Source organism: Nonomuraea recticatena (assembly GCF_039533245.1).
Classification (GTDB): domain Bacteria; phylum Actinomycetota; class Actinomycetes; order Streptosporangiales; family Streptosporangiaceae; genus Nonomuraea; species Nonomuraea roseola.
The window spans coordinates 96,314-114,675 of sequence record NZ_BAAATE010000023.1 but is presented as its reverse complement, the minus strand read 5'-3'; the positions used below and the strand labels follow the sequence as shown (position 1 = coordinate 114,675).

Here is an 18,362-nt window from a genome sequence, read left to right as displayed (position 1 = left end):
TCTAATAACGCTGTGAGGGGTGTCAATGCGTGACTTTCGGGAAGTTCAGACCTGTGCTGATGAAGGGGTTGCGCCGACTGGTCTGTCTGCTGCTGCTGTACCCACTGCTCGCCATGCCGGGCAACTCGGTACCGGCGGGAGCCGCGGCACCGGTGCGGCCGAACATCCTCTTCGTCCTCGTCGACGACCTCGAGTACGGCGTGCTGCAGAACTTCCCCAACATCACCGGCCAGCTCGTCCAGCAGGGCGTCAGCTTCGACCACATGTTCGTCACGAACTCCTGGTGCTGTCCGTCGAGGGCGTCGATCCTGCGCTCGCAGTACGTCCACAGCCACACCGTCTGGACCAACACCGCCCCCGAGGGGGGCTTCGACCGGTTCCACACCGCGGGTCTGGAACGCTCCACGATCGGCACCTGGATGAAGGACGCCGGCTACCGCACCGCGATGATGGGCAAGTACCTCAACCACTATCCAGGTAAGACGGCGACCGCCGACTACGTCCCGCCCGGCTGGGACGAGTGGTACGTCCCGGTCAAGCGGCTGTACGAGGAGTACGACTACACGCTCAACGAGAACGGCGACGTGGAGGAGTACGGATGGGAGGAGGACGACTACCTGACCGACGTCCTGACGCGCGAGGCCGAGGACTTCGTCACCTCGGACGACGAGCCCTTCTTCCTCTACCTCGCGCCGGTCGCCCCGCACAACCCGGCCAACCCCGCCCGCCGTCACGTCTCGGCCTTCCCCGGCGTGAAGGCGCCTCGCCCGCCCTCCTTCAACCAGCAGAACGTCGAGGAGGAGCCCGCGTGGCTGCGCGGCAGGCCGCTGCTCGACCCTGAGGCCGAGGCGCGCGTCGACGAGCGGTACGGGCGCAGGATGCGCTCCATGCTCGGCGTGGACGACATGGTCGCCACCCTGGTCGAGGCGCTGAGGAGGACGGGCAAGCTCGAGAACACATACCTGTTCTTCGCCTCGGACAACGGCTTCCACCTCGGCACCCACCGCCTGCAGCAGGGCAAGACCACGCCGTTCGAGGAGGCGGTGAAGGTGCCGCTGGTGGTGCGAGGGCCCGGCGTGAAGCCCGGCTCGACCATCCACGCCATGGCACAGACCGTCGACCTCGCGCCCACCTTCGCCGAGCTCGGAGGGGCGAGGACCCCCGACTTCGCCGAGGGGCGCTCGCTGGTGCCGCTGCTGCGCGGCCTCACGCCGACGCCGTGGCGGCGCAACGCGCTGATCGAGTTCACCCGTCCCGCCAACAAGAGGTCGGCCAGGCAGACGCCCGTGCCCGCCTACGCGGCGCTGCGCACCGAGACCCACACCTACGTGAGGTACGAGACGGGCGAGATCCAGCTCTACGACCTCACCCAGGACCCCTACCAGCTCCACAACCTGGCCAGGACCGCGCCCGCGGACCTGCTGGCGAACCTGCAGGCCCGTCTCGACATGATGCGGGCGTGCTCGGGCGCGACGTGCCGCACGGCCGACGTCTCCGGCGGATAGCGAGCCGCGGCCCTAGGCGGAGCAGGTGGTGGCGGCGGGCAGCTCGCCCACCATGAAGGCGCCAGGGGAGACGCCCATCACCGAGCGGAAGTCGGCGGTCAGGTGTGACTGGTCGTAGTAGCCCGACTCGGCCGCCAGCGACGCCCAGCTGCCGGTGCCTGCCCTGGCCAGCACGTCGCGCACCCTGTCGATGCGGGCGAAGCGCTTGGGCGCCACCCCGACCGCGCCGGTGAACAGCGTGCGCAGATGGCGCTCGCTGATGCCGAGGTCGCGCGCCACGTCGGGCACGCGCGGGGCCGTCCCCTCCCTCGTCGCGTACGGCGGGCGGCGCGAGACGGAGAGCCTGCCGACGGCGGCGTCCAGCAGCCCCGCCTGCGACAGGTCGGCGGGCGAGCACGAGGCCAGGCGGCCCAGCAGCGCCTCCTCGATCAGCGCGGACTCCTCGCCCGGCCTGTCCTTCATGCGCTCGGCCAGCAGGTCGGCCCGCGCGCCCCACAGCTCGCGCAGCGGCACGACACGGTCGACGAGCTCGCTCACGGGCACGCCCAGCGCCGCCCTGGCCCAGCCGGGCCGCAGCCGGACGGTGACGCACCGGGAGAGCACCTTCGGCGTCAGGTAGGACGCGCGAGTGCGAGGACCCAGCACCATGAGGTCGCCGTGCCCTTCCTCGGAGGCCCGGAAGGCGAGCACGGTCGCGGGATCGGGCTCGCGCACGTGCACGATGTTCCTGTCGTCGACCGCGCTCTCGCTGATCTCCTCCACCCAGACGCTCATGACTCGGACCAAGGCGCGGGCTGTGCCGAAAATTCCTATAGGGCGGCCCCTCCAGGGCGCCACCGTGGAGACATGATCCTGATCACCGGTGCCACGGGCACCATCGGCAGTGAAGTGCTCCGTCAGCTGGCGGACAGGGGTGAGCGGGTCCGCCCGATGGCGCGCCACCTGTCGAAGCTGGGCGTCGAGGGGGTGCGGGGCGACTTCGCCGACCCGGGCTCGCTGGAGCGGGCGCTGCGGGGCGTCGACAGCGTGCTCCTGGTGACCGCCTTCGGCACGGACCTCGCCCGGCACGACCTCGCCCTCGTCGAGGCGGCCAGGCGGGCGGGCACCAGGAAGGTGGTGAAGATCTCGGCCATGGGCACCGGCGAGAGCACAGAGGAGAACGACGTGCGCTCCTGGCACCACCCCGGCGAGCAGGCCGTGCGCGACAGCGGGATGGCATGGACGCTCCTGCGGCCCGCCGGCTTCGCCTCCAACGCGCTGATGTGGGCGCAGGCCGTCGGCGCGGGCCTGCCGATCCCGAACATGACGGGCGACGGCGGGCAGGGCGTGGTCGATCCGCGCGACGTGGCGGCGGTCGCGGTGGAGGCGCTCACGGGCGAGCACGACGGCAGGACCTACACGCTCACGGGGCCCGAGGTGATCAGCGTGCCCGGCCAGGCTGAGGTGCTCGGCGAGGTGCTCGGCCGTGACGTGGCGACGGTGCCGGTGCCGCTGGAGGCGGCCAGGGAGGGGATGCTGACCTCGGGGATGGACCCGCTCATGGTCGAGGTGTTCATGACGGGCTCCGCCTTCATCGCGGGCGGTGGCGCGGCCGTGCTCAGCGGCGACGTCGAGGCCGTCCTCGGCCGCGCGCCCCGGAGCTTCGCGGACTGGGCGCGCGACCACAAGGACGCCTTCGCCTGATCATCCATGGGCGCCCGATCGTCCCAGGGCGCCTGATCAGGCTGGGTCGCCTGATCGCGCGGGGCCTTCGCCGGTCAGCGAGGGATAGGCGTGCGCGAGGTGGTCGGCCACCGCGCGGGCCGCGCCCTGCCCGTCCCTCGCCCCCACCAGCTCGTAGATGCGCCAGTGATCGGCCATCAGCACGTCGGTACGGCCCGCCGCCCGCACCGCCGACACGGAGTAGGCGTGGATCGTCTGGCGCAGGGCTCGCATGGTGGCGGCCAGGAGCCTGTTGCCCGACAGCAGCGCCACCCCCATGTGGAAGGTGACGTCGTGGTCGACGAACTCCTCGAAGGACGCCGCCGCCTCCATGGAGTCGAGCGCCGACCGCATGACCTCCATGGCCTCGGGCGCGTCGACGTGCTGGACCGCCCACTGCTCGATCATCAGCCTGGTGTCGATCACCTCGGGCAGCGCGAGCGAGGCCGTGCCGAGGTGCAGTCTCAGCAGGTCGGCCAGCGCGCTCTCGGGCCTGGAGATGAGCACGGCGCCCGCGTCGGGCCCCCTGCCGGCCTGCGAGGTGATCACGCCGAGCGTCTCGAGCACCCGCAGGGCCTCGCGCACCGACGAGCGGCCCACCTGAAGCTGCTCGGCCAGTTGCCGCTCGCCGGGCAGGCGGTCGCCGACGGTGAGGCCGTCGTCGGCGATGCGCCGCTCGATCTGGGCGATGACATCTTCGAACGTCCGCGACTTCCTCATATGGTCAGACCATACTATGGTCAGACCATACCCAGAAGGGAGTGCCGTGCGAGTCGCCCTGTTCATCACGTGTGTCAACGACACACTCTTCCCCGACACGGGGAAGGCGGTGGTGTCGCTACTGCGCCGCCTCGGCTGCGACGTCGACTTCCCGAAGGCTCAGACCTGCTGCGGGCAGATGCACGTCAACACCGGCTACCGCGAGGAGGGGGTACGGCTGGCCAGGCACTTCGCCGACGTGTTCGACGGCTACGACGCCGTCGTGGCGCCCTCGGGCTCCTGCGCGGCGATGGTGCGCGAGCAGTACCCGAGGCTGGGCGTGCAGGCCCCGCCGGTGCACGACCTGTCGGAGTTCCTGGTGGACGTGCTCGAGGTGGAGGACGTCGGCGCGTACTTCCCGCACAGGGTGACCTACCACCCCACCTGCCACTCGCTCAGGGGGCTGCATCTCGGCGACAGGCCCACGAGGCTGCTCAGCCACGTGCGCGGCCTCGAACTGGTGCCGCTCGAAGGGGCCGACGAATGCTGCGGGTTCGGCGGCACGTTCGCGGTGAAGAACCCCGCGATCTCGGCCGCGATGTGCTCCGACAAGGTCCGCAACGTCATGGACACCGGGGCGGAGGTGCTCTGCGCGGCCGACAACTCCTGCCTCATGCACATCGGCGGCACGCTGCGCCGCCAGAAGACGGGAGTGCGCATCATGCATCTGGCCGAGATCCTGGACGCGCGATGAGCGTCTTCATCGGCATGCCGGGAGACTTCCCCGCCAACTCCGCCAAGGCGGTGCAGGACTCCCAGCTGCGCTTCAACCTGCGCAAGGCCACCCACACGATCCGCGGCAAGCGGGCCTCGGTGGTCGGCGAGCTGCCCGACTGGGCGCAGCTGCGGGCCTCGGGCAAGGCGATCAAGGATCACACGCTGCGCCACCTCGACCGCTACCTCGTCCAGATGGAGGAGGCGGTCGAGAAGGCGGGCGGGCGGGTCCACTGGGCGCGCGACGCCGACGAGGCCAACCGCATCGTCACCGACCTGGTCAAGCAGACCGGCGAGAGCGAGGTCGTCAAGGTCAAGTCGATGGCCACCCAGGAGATCGGCCTCAACGAGCACCTGGCCGCGCAGGGCATCACCGCCTACGAGACCGACCTGGCCGAGCTGATCGTCCAGCTCGGCGACGACTTCCCCAGCCACATCCTGGTGCCGGCCATCCACCGCAACCGCTCGGAGATCCGCGAGATCTTCCTGGCGAAGATGGGCGACGCCCCCGCCGACCTCACCGACGAGCCCGCCGCGCTGGCCGAGGCGGCCAGGCTCCACCTGCGCGAGCGCTTCCTGCGCAGCAAGGTCGCCATCTCGGGCGCCAACTTCATGATCGCCGAGACGGGCACCTGCGTGGTGCTCGAGTCAGAGGGCAACGGCCGGATGTGCCTGACACTGCCCGAGACCCTGATCAGCGTCGTCGGCATCGAGAAGCTGCTGCCCACCTGGCGCGACCTCGAGGTCTTCCTCCAACTGCTGCCGCGCAGCTCCACCGGCGAGCGGATGAACCCCTACACCTCCACCTGGACGGGCGCGACCGAGGGCCAGGCCTTCCACCTGGTGCTGCTCGACAACGGCCGCACGAACGTCCTGGCCGACGAGGTCGGCCGCCAGGCGCTGCGCTGCATCCGCTGCTCGGCCTGCCTCAACGTCTGCCCCGTCTACGAGCGGGCGGGCGGCCACGCCTACGGCTCGGTCTATCCGGGGCCGATCGGCGCCATCCTCACCCCGCAGCTGCGCGGCCTCGGCTCCGCCCTCGACGCCTCGCTGCCCTACGCCTCCACGCTGTGCGGGGCCTGCTTCGACGCCTGCCCCGTGGCGATCGACATCCCCGAGGTGCTGGTCGACCTGCGCGCCAAGGTGGCCCACCCGCGCGCCGAGCGCGCGGGCATGCGGGTGGCGGGATGGGTGCTGGCCAAGGAGGTACGGCTGGCCAAGGCCCAGCGCCTGGCCTCACGCTTCCGCAAGCTGGTGCCCAAACGCCTGCCCGGTCCGCTGTCGGCCTGGACCGACACCAGAGACCTGCCCGAGATCCCCAAGGAGTCCTTCAGAGAGTGGTGGGCCCGCAATGAGCGAGCGTAGCGAGCGACCAGGCCGACACAGCGCTCGTCAGGAGATTCTCGACAGGGTGCGGAAGGCGGTCCAGGGGGCTGCCGAGGTGGAGATCCCGCGCGACTACCGCATGACCATCCCCCGCGACGACCTGGTCGCCCACTTCGCCGAGCGCGTCGACGACTACCGGGCGATCGTCCACGTGGTCCCCGCGGCCGAGGTGCCCGCGCTGGTCGCCGAGGTGACCAAGGGAAAGCGCATGATCGTGCCGGGAGGAGCCGCGTTCGCCGTCGGGCAGGCCGTGCCGGAGGACGAACTGCTGAGCGCCGACGGCGTGGTCACAGGCTGCGCCGTCGCCATCGCCGAGACGGGCACCATCGTCCTCGACGCGGGCCCCGACCAGGGGCGCAGGGCGCTGACGCTGGTGCCCGACTACCACCTGTGCGTGGTGCGGGCCGACCAGATCGTCTCCGGCGTTCCCGAAGCGGTGGCCAGGCTCGACCCCGCGCGACCGCTGACCTGGATCAGCGGCCCCTCGGCCACCAGCGACATCGAACTGAACAGGGTCGAGGGCGTTCACGGTCCCCGCACCCTCGAAGTGATCGTCAGTACCTGATCACCGCCGCGACGTCCTTCACCTCGGGAGAGAACCACAGCTCGGTGTCGGTCATCGCGGCCGCCCTGGCGATCGCGGAGTCCGCGCGGTCCTGGACCGGCGCCTCCACCCCCCACCTGCGCAGCTCCTCGGCCTCGATCGACAGCTGCGTGCCCCCCATGCCCGTCCACACCAGCTCGGGGAGCTCGCCCGGCAGCAGCACCGCGTGGGCCCTGCCCTCCCGGAGGGCGCGCGCCACCTGCTCGATGCCGACAGGCCCCTCCGCGTCGCGGTGCCTGTCGAGCAGCTCGCTCCTGCGGCGTTCGATCCAGGAGTCGAGGCTGATCTCCGCGTCGCTCTCGTAGGGGCCGTGGTCGGCGCGGCTGCCGTGCTCGACCATCATCACCCTGTCGGAGGCCTTGGTGCCCAGGTGGTCGCAGACCAGCGAGCGCGACTTCGGCTCACCCGCCACCACGACCAGCTCCGCGCCGATCCTGCGCACCTGCTCGTCGATCTCCCTGGCCACGGCGGAGGCGTTCTGCTCCCAGTCCTCGTCCGCCACCCGCTCGTACCTCTTCTGCGACCAGCCGCCCTGCGCCGTCTTCTGCAGCGGCCACCGCTCGGCCTCGGCGGTCGTCCTGCGCGGCGACCCGCCACCGACCACCGTCACCTCCGCGCCCGCGTGGTCCACGATGACGCGCAGGTGCGGCACGTTCTCGCCGCGCAGCATCAGCAGCGGCGTCACGTGCGGCAGCGGCGACCAGCGCGCCTGCTCCTGCGGCGGCGGCTCGGAAAGCGTCTCGGCCAGCATCAGCTCGCCTCCCGCCGCGAACATGGCCTGGCCGGGGGCGGGGTCGGTCGCGGCCGCCTCCAGCGCGTCGAGTGTGGTCTGGTCCGCCTCCTCCATGCCCTCTCTCAGCGAGCGCCAGCGCCGTCGTCTGTCCTCGGTGCTCAACCCCGCGAGGTAGACCGAGGCGTAAGGCCCCTGGCGCTCGTACATCGGGCGGGCGAAGTCGAGCCTCACCTCACCACCTCTTTCGCTCGATGCCCAGTCCGAGCTCCTTGGCCACCGCGGCGATGTTGGCGAACCTGGTGCCTTCCGGCAGGCCGTCCACGGCCTCCAGCACGAAGTCGGGGGCCGAGGCGCGCTCGGCGTGCGCCCTCAGCGTTCCCCTGTCGGCGGGGTAGTCGGCGTCACTCAGCCACTTGGCCAGCTCACTGCGCTGGTCCACGCCCTCGGCCGAGATGCCCTCAGGTGTGCCCGGCTCGTGCCCCGGAGGGTAGGAGCCCCGCGGCAGCGGATCCTCCTGCTGACGCCACTCCTCCACATGGGTGGAGCCCACGCCGTCCTGCTTCTGGTCGTCGTCCAGCCTCGGCCCGTGCTTGTCGCTCTCGCGATTCATGCCTCATACACCCCTTTCCAACTGCCCGAATATCCGCCCCTACCCGCGCGCTCCCCGGCAAACATCGGGCTTGTATGGTTTGCGCACTGCTTGGAGCACCTAGGGGAACTGTGAGCGTTTTTGACCCTCGCCTGCGGATCACGACCGACCGGTTGGTCCTTCGGCCCTTCCAGTCCGACGACGCCGAGAGGGTCAGGGCCGTCGTCGAGGCGGGCCATCGGTTCCTGCCGCCGGGAGCGCCCGGCCACGTGGCGGCCGTCGCCCACTGGCTGTCCACGGGGGCGCACGAGCTCCAGCGGTCCGGCCAGGGCGTGCACCTGGCCATGATCGACGCCGAGCAGCGCGTGGTCGGCGCCATCAGCCTGTTCAGAACGCAGTGGGGCGCGGGCATCACCGAGGTCGGGTACGGCGTGCACCCCCTCCACCGAGGCCGCGGCTTCGCCACCGAGGCCGTGCGCGGCCTGTCGGCGTGGGTGTTCGCCACCACCGAGCTGCGCAGGATCGAGCTTCGGGCCAACCTCGACAACGGCCCCTCGCTCAGAGTCGCCGAGAAGGCCGGCTACACCTACGAGGGCGTGCTGAGGGGAGCGGAGCTCGAGGAGGACGGCCCGCACGACCTGGTCGTCTTCGGGCTGCTGCGCGGGGCCGTCGGCGCGTCCCACGTCTTCCCCCACGAGGAACTGGTCACGCCGCGCCTGCTGCTGCGCCGCTTCACCCCCGACGACGTGCCCGACCTGACCGCCACCGCCGCCGACGAGCTCACCCAGCTGCGCACGGGCCTGCCGCGCGACTACACCGAGGGGCACGGCCGCGCCTACGCCCTGCTGATCAGTGAGCAGCACCGCCTCAGCGGGGGCGGCATCACCTGGGCGGTCGTCGAGAGGGAGACGGGACGCTTCGTGGCCAGCGTCGACCTCAAGGGCACCGAGTGGGGACACCGCGCGACCGAGGTGGGGTACATGACCGCGCCGTGGGCGCGCGGCAAGGGATACGCGGGCGAGGCGGTGCTGGGGATCGCCAGATGGCTGTTCGGCAGGCACGGCTTCCAGCGGCTCCAGCTGCGCGCCGCCGTCTCCAACCTCGCCTCTCAGCGGGTGGCGGAGAAGGCGGGCTTCGTCAGGGAGGGCGTGGCGCGCAACGGGGCGGGAAACGAGGACCTGGTGGTCTTCAGCCTCGTCCCCTCGGACCTTCCGTGACGGCGGCCGGCCCCGCGCGCCCGAGGAGCGTGTCCCTGGACTGACGCCGGGCCCCGCGGAGGATGGCGCGTGGGCGGGCTTGCCGTACACACTGGGTCCAGAGGACGGTGAGTCGGATGATCACAGTGATCGGCTGGGACGGAGCGCCACTGTCGACCAGGGCGAGCGACTGTCTGCGACAGGCCACGCTCGTCGCGGGACCGGGACGGATCCTCAGGCACCTCGATCTCCCCGAGCCGGGCGGCGAGCTCCTCACCACCCTCGACGACCACCTCGAACACGGCGAGGGACCCGCCGTCGTCTTCACGGAGGGTGATCCAGGCTTCTTCGGCGTCGTGCGTGAGCTGCGCGGCCACGGGTTCAAACCGGCCGTGATCCCGGCCACCTCGCTCGTCACGCGCGCCTTCGCCCGAGCCGGCCTCAACTGGGAGGACGCCCTCGTGGTCGCCCCCGACGGCCCCGGCCGGCTCAACAGGGTCGTCAACGCGTGCCGCGCCCACCACAAGGTCGCGCTCATCGTCGCCCCCGGCGTCGGCCCCGCCGAGATCGCCAGGGAGCTGGCGCCCACCACCCCTCGCGCGCTCATCGTCTGCGAGGACCTCGGAGGGCCCGACGAGCGCGTCACCCACAGCCGCATGGGAGAGGCCACCACCAGGCCGTGGAAGGACCCCGACGTGGTGCTGGTCATCGACCCGCTCTACCGCCCCGCCGAGGCCGCCGAGGCCGCCTGGGTCGCGGGGGCGCGTCCTGGCCCCGACGAGTGGGCCGTCGAGGGCGACCTGCCGCCCGAGGTCAGCGCGTACGTGCTGGCCAAACTCGGCCCCCGCCTCGGCGACCTGGTCTGGGACGTCGGCGCGGGCTCGGGCGGCATCGCGGTCGAGTGCGCCAGGCTCGGCGCGGCCGTCGTCGCCGTCGAACGCGACGACGACTCCTGTGCCACGCTGCGCGCCAACGTCATCCGCCACGGCGTCAAGGTCGCGCTCACCCGAGGCCAGGCCCCACCCGCCCTCGAACCCCTGCCCGACCCCGACGCGGTCTTCGTCGGCGGCGGCGGCCCCGACGTGATCGTCGCGTGCGCCGCCCGCCTTCCCTCCCGGCTGGTCTGCACCCTCAAGACCGTCGAGCAGGTGCCCTCCGTGCTCGAACGGCTGAAGCAGCACGGCTACCGCGCCGAGGGCACCCAGATTCAGGCATCACGCCTGGTCGTACAGCCTGACGGCGCCCACGGCTGGCGGCCGCCGACCCCGTGTTCGTCGTGCATGCACGCAGAGTGATCTGGGCATGAGCTCTGCGAATCGGATATCCTCGCGTTTCTTGTCTACGTACCCCCAGGTCACAGGCGTGGAGATCCCCTTCATGAAGCCGCCGCTGCTGCTCATCGGGCAGGGCTCGCACGACGACACAGGTGCCGCCGAGTTCGGAAGGTTCGTCCACAGGTTGCGTTGCCGCCTGGAGGAGAGCGCAGCCGAGGTCTCGGGCGGCTACCTGGCCAAAGCCAAACCTCGTCTCAGCGAGTCCGTCGCCTCCCTGGTCGCCAGGGGCCACCATCGTCTGGTGGCCCTGCCGCTCAGCCTCAGCCGCATGGGGGAGGAGTTCCCCGCCGCCATGGCGTTGGAGCAGGAACGGCACCCCACGTTGATGTACGACTACGGCCGTCCCCTCGGCCCCGACCCCCGCGTGCTGGCGCTGCTGGCCGAACGGCTGGCGGAGGCCGCCGCCGACGCGCCGAAGCTGCGTCCGATCGAGGAGGTCATGCCGCGGCTCAGGGTGGTGCCCTCGGTGCCCTTCGAGGAGCCCGCGCCGCACATCGAGCTGGGCGAGACGGCCGTCGTGCTGGTCGGCGAGGGCTCCACCGACCCCGCCGCCAACGCCGAGGTGCACAGGGTCTCGCGGCTGTTCTGGGAGACCCACGCCTACGACTTCATGACGGTGGAGACCGCGTTCGTCTCCGTCACCCCTCCTGGCGTGCCAGGAGGGCTCGAGCGCTGCAGGCGCCTCGGCGCCAGGCGCGTCATCGTCGTGCCGTACCTGCTGTTCGCCGGCGGCATGCTGGAGCGCGTCTGGGCCCAGGCCCTGGCCTACGGCGCGGGCCACCCCGACCTCGACATCCGCTGCGCCGAGGTGATCGGCGACTGCGAGGTGCTGGCCGACGTCGTGATCGACCGCTACGAGGAAGCGCTGCGGCTGGCCGAAGGGGTCTCCGCATGACGCTGCAGGAGACTCTGGCCCGCGTGGTGGCGGCCTCGCCGTCCGCCATGGCGCAGGCCAGGGCGCACCAGAGCCGCCTCACCAAGCCGCCGGGCTCGCTCGGCGCGCTGGAGGAGGTCGCGGTGCGCCTGGCGGGCGCGGCGGGCCTCAGCCCGCCTCCCATGCCCGAGCCCGCAGCCCTTGCCATCTTCGCCGCCGACCACGGCGTCCACGCCCAGGGGGTCTCGCCGTGGCCGCAGGAGGTCACGCTGCAGATGGTCGCCAACTTCCTCGCGGGCGGTGCGGTGGCCAACGCCTTCGCCGCTCAGGTCGGCGCGTCGGTCACCGTCGTCGACGTGGGGGTCGCGGGTGAGCTTCCCGTCGCCGAGGGGCTGCTCTCCCGCAAGATCGCGTACGGCACGGCGGACCTGTCCCAGGGCCCCGCGATGACCGTTCCGCAGGCCGTCGCCGCCCTCGAGGCCGGCATCGAGGTGGCCTCCTCCCTGGTGGCCTCGGGCGCCCGCTGCCTGATCACCGGCGACATGGGCATCGCCAACACCACGGCGTCGGCGGCGCTCGTCTGCGCCTTCACCGGCAGGGACGCGGGGCAGGTCACGGGCCGCGGCACCGGCATCGACGACACGACACACGCCCACAAGATCGCCGTCGTCCGCCAGGCACTCCACGCCAACGGCCTGCCGTCCACGGGCCTCCCCACCCCCGCTCCCTCCGGTCCCTCGGCCTCCGGCTCTTCCGCGTCCTCGGGCGCAGGCGCCACCGACCTCGCGCCTCCGGCTTCGGCAGCGTCTGCAGAGCCTCAGCCCGTGCCTGCGGACAGCGGCCAAGAGGGCCAGGGCGGGCGCGAACCGCTGGAGGTCCTCGCCGCCCTGGGAGGGTTCGAGCACGCCGCCATCGCCGGGTTCATCCTCGGCGGCGCCGCCGCGAGGGTCCCCGTGATCCTCGACGGCGTGATCGCCGGCTCGGCCGCCCTGGCCGCCGCGGCCCTCGCGCCCGCCGTGATCGACCACTGCGTGGCGGGGCACCGCTCGGCCGAGCCGGGGCACGCGGCAGCCCTCGACCACCTCGGGCTGCGCCCGCTCGTGGACCTGGAGCTCCGCCTGGGCGAGGGCACGGGAGGCCTGCTCGCGCACCCACTCGTCTGCGCAGCCGTACGGGTGATGCACGACGTGGCCACCTTCGACTCCGCGGGTGTCACGGAGAAGCAGTCGTAGTCACGTAGACCCGGTAGGTTTGCCTCCTAACACACCAATCATCGCGAACGGGAGATCCGCCGTCATGAGCCCCTACCTTCTCGGCCTGCGCCTCTCGGGCCGCCGGGTGCTCGTCGTGGGCGGCGGACGGGTCGCCCAGCGACGCGTTCCCGCGCTCTTGGACGCGGGCGCCGAGATCACCATCGTGTCGACGAGCGTCACCCCCGCCCTCGACGACCTCATCGCCGCGGGGCGCGTCACCTGGGAGGCCAGGCCGTACCAGGTGGGCGACTGCGACGGCGCCTGGCTGGTGCAGGCCTGCACCAGCGCCAAGGCCGTCAACACCGCCATCGCCGCCGAGGCCGAGGCCAAGCGGATCTGGTGCGTGCGCGCCGACGACAAGGACGCCTCAGCCGCCTGGACACCCGCCAGCGGCAAGGTCGACGAGATCGGCATCGCCGTCACCGCGGGCGGCGACCCACGCAGGGCGGCGGGCATCAGGGACGCCGTGGTCAGCGCGCTGCGCGACGGCACCGTCGACGCGCGCCGCAACCGCACCAAGCCGGTCGGCGTCGCGCTGGTCGGCGGCGGCCCAGGCGACCCCGGGCTGATCACCGTGCGCGGACGCCAGCTGCTCGCCCAGGCCGACGTGGTCGTGGCCGACAGGCTCGCCCCCCGCGCCCTGCTGGACGAGCTGGCCCCCGACGTCGAACTGGTCGACGCGGCCAAGGTGCCGTACGGCAGGTCGCTGTCCCAGGAGAAGATCAACGAGCTGCTGATCTCGCACGCCCGCCAGGGCAAGTTCGTCGTCAGGCTGAAGGGCGGCGACCCCTACGTCTTCGGCAGGGGCGGCGAGGAGATGCTCGCCTGCGCCCGTGCGGGCATCCCCGTCACCGTGGTCCCCGGCATCACCAGCGCCGTCGCCGTCCCCGCCTCGGCGGGGGTTCCCGTGACGCATCGCGGGGTCAGCCAGGAGTTCCACGTGATCTCGGTGCACGTCGCGCCGGACCATCCGCAGTCGACCGTGGACTGGCCAGGACTGGCCCGTTCCGCCGGCACGCTGGTGCTCATGATGGCCGTCGAACGCATCGGCGCGATAGCTGAAACGCTCATCCGCGACGGACGTTCCCCGGAAACTCCCGTAATGGTGGTACAGGACGGTACTCTTCCGACCCAGCGGGCCGTCACGGCCTCGCTGTCCACCGTGGCCGACCGAGTGGTCGCCGCCGGAATACGGCCGCCGGCGATCGTCATCGTCGGCGACGTCGTGCGGGTGGGCCAGGAGGTCGAGATGGTTCGAGCGGAGCGCGTGCCGTGAGATCGGCTGGTGACGCCCCCGAGTCGGTGGGGGAACAGACCCTCAACTTCCGTGCGATCAGGGACGACGACGATCCCGATCGCGTCGCCGACGAGCCCGAGGCGGTACGGAGGGCAGCACCTTCCAGCGATCCTGAGGCCGAGCCTGCGGGTGACTTCTTCGCCTTCGCCCGCCCCGCCTCGCACGACCGTCCACGGGCGGGGGCCACCGAGGACGACCTCGACGACCCCGACACCCTCGACCCCGAGCCCGCCTTCGAGACCCTCGAGCCCACCTCGGCCGAGCCCTCTGACGACTTCGCTCCCTTCGGTCGTTCCGACGACACCTTCAGGCCTTTCGGCGAACCGGCGCCCGCTCGCGACAGCTTCACGCCGTACCGGGCGGCGGAGCCGCCTGTCGACAACTTCACCCCGTTCCGCAGCTCAGGGCTCCGCCCTCCCGCCGACGCCGCCCCTTCGCCCGCGCCATCCGCCCAGGAGGAGCCGAGCCCCGAGGCCGCCGACGTTCCCTGGGCGACCTCCGGTGTCCGCGGCGGTGAGGCGGGCGATCCCGAGGCGGTCGTGGACTTCGAGGTGATCGACGCCGACACCGACGACGGAGAGGGCGACGACCTCGAGGATCTCGAGGATCTCGCCCACGACGCCGAGCCCGGCAGCGGCGAGCCCGCCAGCGTGGAGACCGGCGGCCTGGAACCCGACGGCACGGAAACCGATAGCGCGGGAACCGGTAGCGCGGGGATCGAAAGCGCGGAAGCCGACGGCACGGGAACGGATGGCGCGGAACCCGACGGTTCGGTGATCGAGGGCGCGACGACTCGGGGCACGACGACCGATGGCTCGGCGCCCCACGGTGCTACGGCCGACGGCTCGGAGGCCGATGCCGAGCTCGAGGGCGTGACGGCCGACGACCCGGAGACCGACACCGGGCTCGAGGGCGCGCGGGAGACCGACACCGGGCTCGACGGCGCGACCGCCGACGGCCCGGAGACCGGCGGCGGGGTCGAGGGTGCGGGTGGCGGGGGCGAATCCGGCGATGCCGTGACCGGCGAGCCCGCCGTACCCGGGCAGCTCGTTGAGGTGGACCTGCCCGACGCGGCCGCGCAGGCGCTCACCTCCGCCCTCGACGCGCTCAAGGAGGCCGTGGCCGACCTGAGGTTCGGGCTCGACCTGCCGGGATCGGAAGAGGCCAGGCAGGCGCAGGAGGAGATCCTCACCCAGCTGCGCGACTACGTGCTGCCGAGGGTGCGCGTGAGCGCCGCCCCCGCGCTGATCGTCATCGCGGGCTCCACGGGCGCGGGCAAGTCCACGTTGGTCAACACCCTGGCCGAGAAGAACGTCAGCCGCACGGGCGTGCGCCGTCCCACCACGGGCATCCCCGTCCTGGCCTGCCACCCCGACGACAGGGGCTGGTTCGCGGGAAGCGACCTGCTCGGCGGGCTCGAGCGGATCGAACGTCAGAGCAGGGAGGCCGCGCCCGACAGCCTGGTCCTCGTCACCACCGAGCGGCTTCCGCAGGGCGTGGCGCTGCTCGACACCCCCGACATCGACTCCGTCGTCGAGGAGCACCACGAGATCGCGCGCCGCATGCTCGACGCCGCCGACCTGTGGGTCTTCGTCACCACGGCCAGCCGCTACGCCGACGCCCCCGCATGGAACCTGCTCAGGCTGGCCAAGGAGCGCGCCGCCAGGATCGCCATCGTGCTGTCGCGGGTGCAGCCCAAGACCAGGGACGTCGTGGTCAAGCACTTCGTCAGGATGCTCACGGAGTACGGCCTCGGCGAGGTCGAGCGCTTCGTCATCGAGGAGTCGGCCGTCGCCGACGGCAGGCTGCCCGACGGCGAGATGACCGAGCTGCGGATGTGGCTGGCCGAGCTGTCGGTGGACGAGGAGCGGCGCGCGCAGGCCGTACAGGAGACCCTGAACGGCGTGCTGAACAGCTTCCGCACCCGCGTGCCCGCGCTGGCCAGGTACCTGGAGGGGCAGGTGGCCTTCCGCGGAGAGCTGCGCACCGACGTCGACGCCGCCTACTCGGGCGCGCTGGCGCACATCGAGAGCGCCGTGCGCGGAGGGACGCTGCTGCGCGGCGAGGTGCGCGCCAGGTGGCAGGACTTCGCGGGCTCAGGCGACCTCACCCGCAGCTTCCAGCTGCGCAAGAAGCGCAGGCCGGTGCCGCCAGAGCGGATCACCGCCTTCCGCGCCGCGCTGCGCACCGCGCTGGAGTCGCTGATCACCTCGGCCGCGCACCAGGCCGCCGACGAGGTCGCCGCCAGGTGGCGGCGGCGTTCGGAGCTGGCCGCGGGGCTCGACAGGCCCTCCGACGACCTGGCCCGCCGTACGGGCAGGGCCGTCGCCGCGTGGCAGGAGTACGTCACCGAGCTGCTGAGCACCGACGGGGTGACCAAGCGCTCGCTGTCGAAGGTGGTCTCGCTCGACACCGAGTCGCTGTCGCTGCTGTTCATGGTGGGCCTGTTCAGCGCCGACGAGCTGCCACAGAAGCTGCTGAAGGGGCTGCTGGGCGCGGAGGCGCTGCGCAGCATCAGCGCCAAGGCCCTCAGCGACCTGCGGGCGAGGATCGTCATGCTGTTCGACGAGGAGGCCATGCGCTACGTCAGGGCGCTCGACGCGGCGGGCATTCCCGACGAGGCCGCCGCGACCCGCCTCTACCAGGCCACGTACAACCTCGAGGTCGCTCGATGAGCATCTACTCCGTCACCAAGCCCGGCCTCGGGGCCAGGCTCGCCGCGCTCTCCAAGGTCGTGGAGCTCGGCCAGGGACGGCTGGAAGCCAAACTGCTCGATGACGCTTCCCACCTGCTGACCCGTGCGGGCGAGCGGCTCAAGCTGTCGTCCGACCACACCGTCGTCGCGCTGGCGGGCGGCACGGGCAGCGGCAAGTCATCACTGTTCAACGCCATCTCCGGCCTGGAGCTGTCCCCGACGGGCGTACGCCGCCCGACCACCGCCCGCACCCACGCCTGCGTCTGGGGGCTGGAGGGCGCGGGGCCGCTGCTCGACTGGCTGCAGATCCAGTGGCGCCACCGCTTCGCCAGGGCCAGCGCGCTGGACAAGGGCGAGAGCCAGCTCCACGGCCTGGTCCTGCTCGACCTGCCCGACCACGACTCCATCAGGGCGCTGACCGACCCCGAGGCCGACCGCCTCATCGGCCTGGCCGACATGGTGGTGTGGGTGCTCGACCCCCAGAAGTACGCCGACGCCTCCACGCATCGCCGCTACGTCGCCGAGCTGGGTGGGCACGACGCGGTCACCGTCTTCGCGCTCAACCAGTCGGACAAGCTGTCGACCGAGGAGGTCGCCGAGCTCGTCATCGACCTCAACGACCTGCTGCGCCGCGAGGGCGTGTCGCAGCCGTCCGTGGTGCCGACCTCGGCCGTCACAGGACGCGGCATCGACAGCCTCAAGGGCGTGATCGCCGACGCCGTCTCCAAGCGCAGGGCCGCCATCCAGCGCCTGGACGCCGACGTCGACCGGGTCGAACGCCGGCTCGAACAGGCCATGCCCGTCGGCGCCGCGCTGGCCGCTCCCTCCTCCGTCGACGCCGCGCGCAGGGTCGGACTGACTGACGCCCTGTGCGACGCGGTCGGCGTGCCCGCCGTCGGCGAGGCCATGGAGAGCGTCTACGCCTCCCGCTCGGCCTCCTGGATCTCCTGGCCGTTCGCCCGCATGGCCTCGGCCATGAGCGGCGACCCACTCAAGAGCCTGCGCCTCGGAGATCTGCGCGAGGAGATCAGGTCGCTGGCCGACGGCGCGGTCACCGCGCAGTCGTCCGAGGTCGACAACGCCGTCCAGGCGCTGAGTGACGGCCTCACGGTCGGGATGAACGAGGTGTGGCGCTCGTCGGTGCACCACGCGGCCCGTTCGAGGGCGGGGCAGCTGCCGCAGGCGCTGTCGGACGAGCTGTCCGAGGTCGCGCCGCGGCTCGACAGGGTGCCGCTGTGGTGGCGCCTGCTCAAGGGCTGGCAGTACCTGCTGGTGCTGGCCTTCGTCGCGGGCCTGGCCTGGATCGGGTTCGCGCTCGTCTTCGGCGTCTTCGGGGCGGGCAGGGTTCCCGACTCGCTGGCGCTGTTCGGCGACGCGGCGACGCTGCCGTGGGTGGGCCTGATGACCGCCTCCCTGCTCGGGCTGGGAGCGCTGTCGGCGGTCGCCTCACGCAACTTCGTGGCGCTCGGGGCGGCGTCGGAGCGCGACAGGCTGGAGCGGGAGATGCGCAGGCGCGTGGGCGCCGTGGCGGAGAGCATGGTGGTGGAGCCGGTGGAGCGGGAGCTGACCCGCCATCACGAGTTCTACACGGCCATGAAGGCCCTGTCGGGCTGAGCCCGCGTCACGGTCGGATCTGTTGGGCTGAGCCCTCGTCACGTCCACAGGGCCGTGGCGTCTTCGAGCGTCGTCCACAGAATGCGGTTCGGCTCGGCCTCCCCACCC

Annotated in this window: 16 protein-coding genes; 12 read left to right on the top strand and 4 right to left on the bottom strand. The window is 72.0% G+C overall.

Features of this window, described 5'->3' with window-relative positions:
- The first annotated feature begins 29 nt into the window (after positions 1-29).
- Positions 30-1,505 (top strand): sulfatase family protein, encoded by a 1,476-nt coding sequence (locus tag ABFX50_RS34355; protein WP_346152365.1) that lies wholly within the window; start codon positions 30-32, stop codon positions 1,503-1,505.
- Positions 1,506-1,517: 12 nt separating this feature from the next.
- Here the strand turns inward: ABFX50_RS34355 and ABFX50_RS34350 are convergent, their stop codons facing one another.
- Positions 1,518-2,279 carry a helix-turn-helix domain-containing protein gene (locus ABFX50_RS34350; protein ID WP_346152363.1) on the bottom strand — a complete coding sequence of 254 codons (762 nt, stop codon included), beginning with the start codon at positions 2,277-2,279 and terminating at the stop codon, positions 1,518-1,520.
- A 72-nt stretch (positions 2,280-2,351) separates the two neighbouring features.
- On the opposite strand from ABFX50_RS34350, the gene ABFX50_RS34345 reads away from it, so the two are divergent.
- Complete coding sequence (locus tag ABFX50_RS34345; RefSeq protein ID WP_346152361.1) at positions 2,352-3,188, top strand: NAD(P)H-binding protein; 837 nt, start codon at positions 2,352-2,354, stop codon at positions 3,186-3,188.
- Between the two features lie 36 nt (positions 3,189-3,224).
- Here ABFX50_RS34345 and ABFX50_RS34340 read toward each other — a convergent pair whose 3' ends face one another.
- A complete protein-coding gene (locus ABFX50_RS34340; protein ID WP_346152359.1) occupies positions 3,225-3,926 on the bottom strand; it encodes a FadR/GntR family transcriptional regulator in 702 nt (233 codons plus the stop codon).
- 46 nt (positions 3,927-3,972) lie between these two features.
- On the opposite strand from ABFX50_RS34340, the gene ABFX50_RS34335 reads away from it, so the two are divergent.
- From ABFX50_RS34335 to ABFX50_RS34325, 3 genes are read left to right on the top strand one after another with little or no spacing between them, the layout of a single operon-like run.
- Positions 3,973-4,659 carry a (Fe-S)-binding protein gene (locus tag ABFX50_RS34335; RefSeq protein WP_346152357.1) on the top strand — a complete coding sequence of 229 codons (687 nt, stop codon included), beginning with the start codon at positions 3,973-3,975 and terminating at the stop codon, positions 4,657-4,659.
- Positions 4,656-6,044 (top strand): lactate utilization protein B, encoded by a 1,389-nt coding sequence (locus ABFX50_RS34330; RefSeq protein WP_346152355.1) that lies wholly within the window; start codon positions 4,656-4,658, stop codon positions 6,042-6,044. The genes ABFX50_RS34335 and ABFX50_RS34330 overlap by 4 nt, the downstream gene beginning before the upstream one ends.
- Positions 6,031-6,630: a LutC/YkgG family protein gene (locus tag ABFX50_RS34325; RefSeq protein WP_346152353.1), complete on the top strand. Its 600-nt coding sequence runs from the start codon at positions 6,031-6,033 to the stop codon at positions 6,628-6,630. Before ABFX50_RS34330 ends, ABFX50_RS34325 begins: the two co-directional genes overlap by 14 nt.
- On the opposite strand, the gene ABFX50_RS34320 is transcribed toward ABFX50_RS34325, so the two are convergent.
- Positions 6,620-7,633 carry a baeRF2 domain-containing protein gene (locus ABFX50_RS34320; RefSeq protein WP_346152351.1) on the bottom strand — a complete coding sequence of 338 codons (1,014 nt, stop codon included), beginning with the start codon at positions 7,631-7,633 and terminating at the stop codon, positions 6,620-6,622. The genes ABFX50_RS34325 and ABFX50_RS34320 overlap by 11 nt on opposite strands.
- 1 nt (position 7,634) lies before the next feature.
- On the bottom strand, positions 7,635-8,012 hold the full coding sequence (locus tag ABFX50_RS34315) for a DUF2795 domain-containing protein (RefSeq protein WP_183647688.1): 378 nt from the start codon (positions 8,010-8,012) through the stop codon (positions 7,635-7,637).
- Between the two features lie 110 nt (positions 8,013-8,122).
- Between ABFX50_RS34315 and ABFX50_RS34310 the strand changes: the two genes are divergently transcribed.
- From ABFX50_RS34310 to ABFX50_RS34280, 7 genes are all read left to right on the top strand, one after another.
- Positions 8,123-9,208: a GNAT family N-acetyltransferase gene (locus ABFX50_RS34310; RefSeq protein WP_346152349.1), complete on the top strand. Its 1,086-nt coding sequence runs from the start codon at positions 8,123-8,125 to the stop codon at positions 9,206-9,208.
- 116 nt (positions 9,209-9,324) lie between these two features.
- Positions 9,325-10,482, top strand: a complete 1,158-nt coding sequence (locus tag ABFX50_RS34305) for a bifunctional cobalt-precorrin-7 (C(5))-methyltransferase/cobalt-precorrin-6B (C(15))-methyltransferase (protein WP_346152347.1) — start codon at positions 9,325-9,327, stop codon at positions 10,480-10,482.
- 40 nt (positions 10,483-10,522) lie between these two features.
- Positions 10,523-11,416: a sirohydrochlorin chelatase gene (locus tag ABFX50_RS34300; protein ID WP_346152345.1), complete on the top strand. Its 894-nt coding sequence runs from the start codon at positions 10,523-10,525 to the stop codon at positions 11,414-11,416.
- Entirely contained in the window at positions 11,413-12,627 is a 1,215-nt protein-coding gene (locus ABFX50_RS34295) for a nicotinate-nucleotide--dimethylbenzimidazole phosphoribosyltransferase (protein WP_346152343.1), read from the top strand. The genes ABFX50_RS34300 and ABFX50_RS34295 overlap by 4 nt, the downstream gene beginning before the upstream one ends.
- A gap of 64 nt (positions 12,628-12,691) precedes the next feature.
- Positions 12,692-13,924, top strand: a complete 1,233-nt coding sequence (gene cobA / locus ABFX50_RS34290; RefSeq protein WP_346152341.1) for a uroporphyrinogen-III C-methyltransferase — start codon at positions 12,692-12,694, stop codon at positions 13,922-13,924.
- On the top strand, positions 13,921-16,620 hold the full coding sequence (locus ABFX50_RS34285; protein WP_346152339.1) for a GTPase: 2,700 nt from the start codon (positions 13,921-13,923) through the stop codon (positions 16,618-16,620). The genes cobA and ABFX50_RS34285 overlap by 4 nt, the downstream gene beginning before the upstream one ends.
- On the top strand, positions 16,617-18,254 hold the full coding sequence (locus ABFX50_RS34280) for a P-loop NTPase family protein (protein ID WP_346152338.1): 1,638 nt from the start codon (positions 16,617-16,619) through the stop codon (positions 18,252-18,254). Before ABFX50_RS34285 ends, ABFX50_RS34280 begins: the two co-directional genes overlap by 4 nt.
- Positions 18,255-18,362 lie beyond the last annotated feature (108 nt).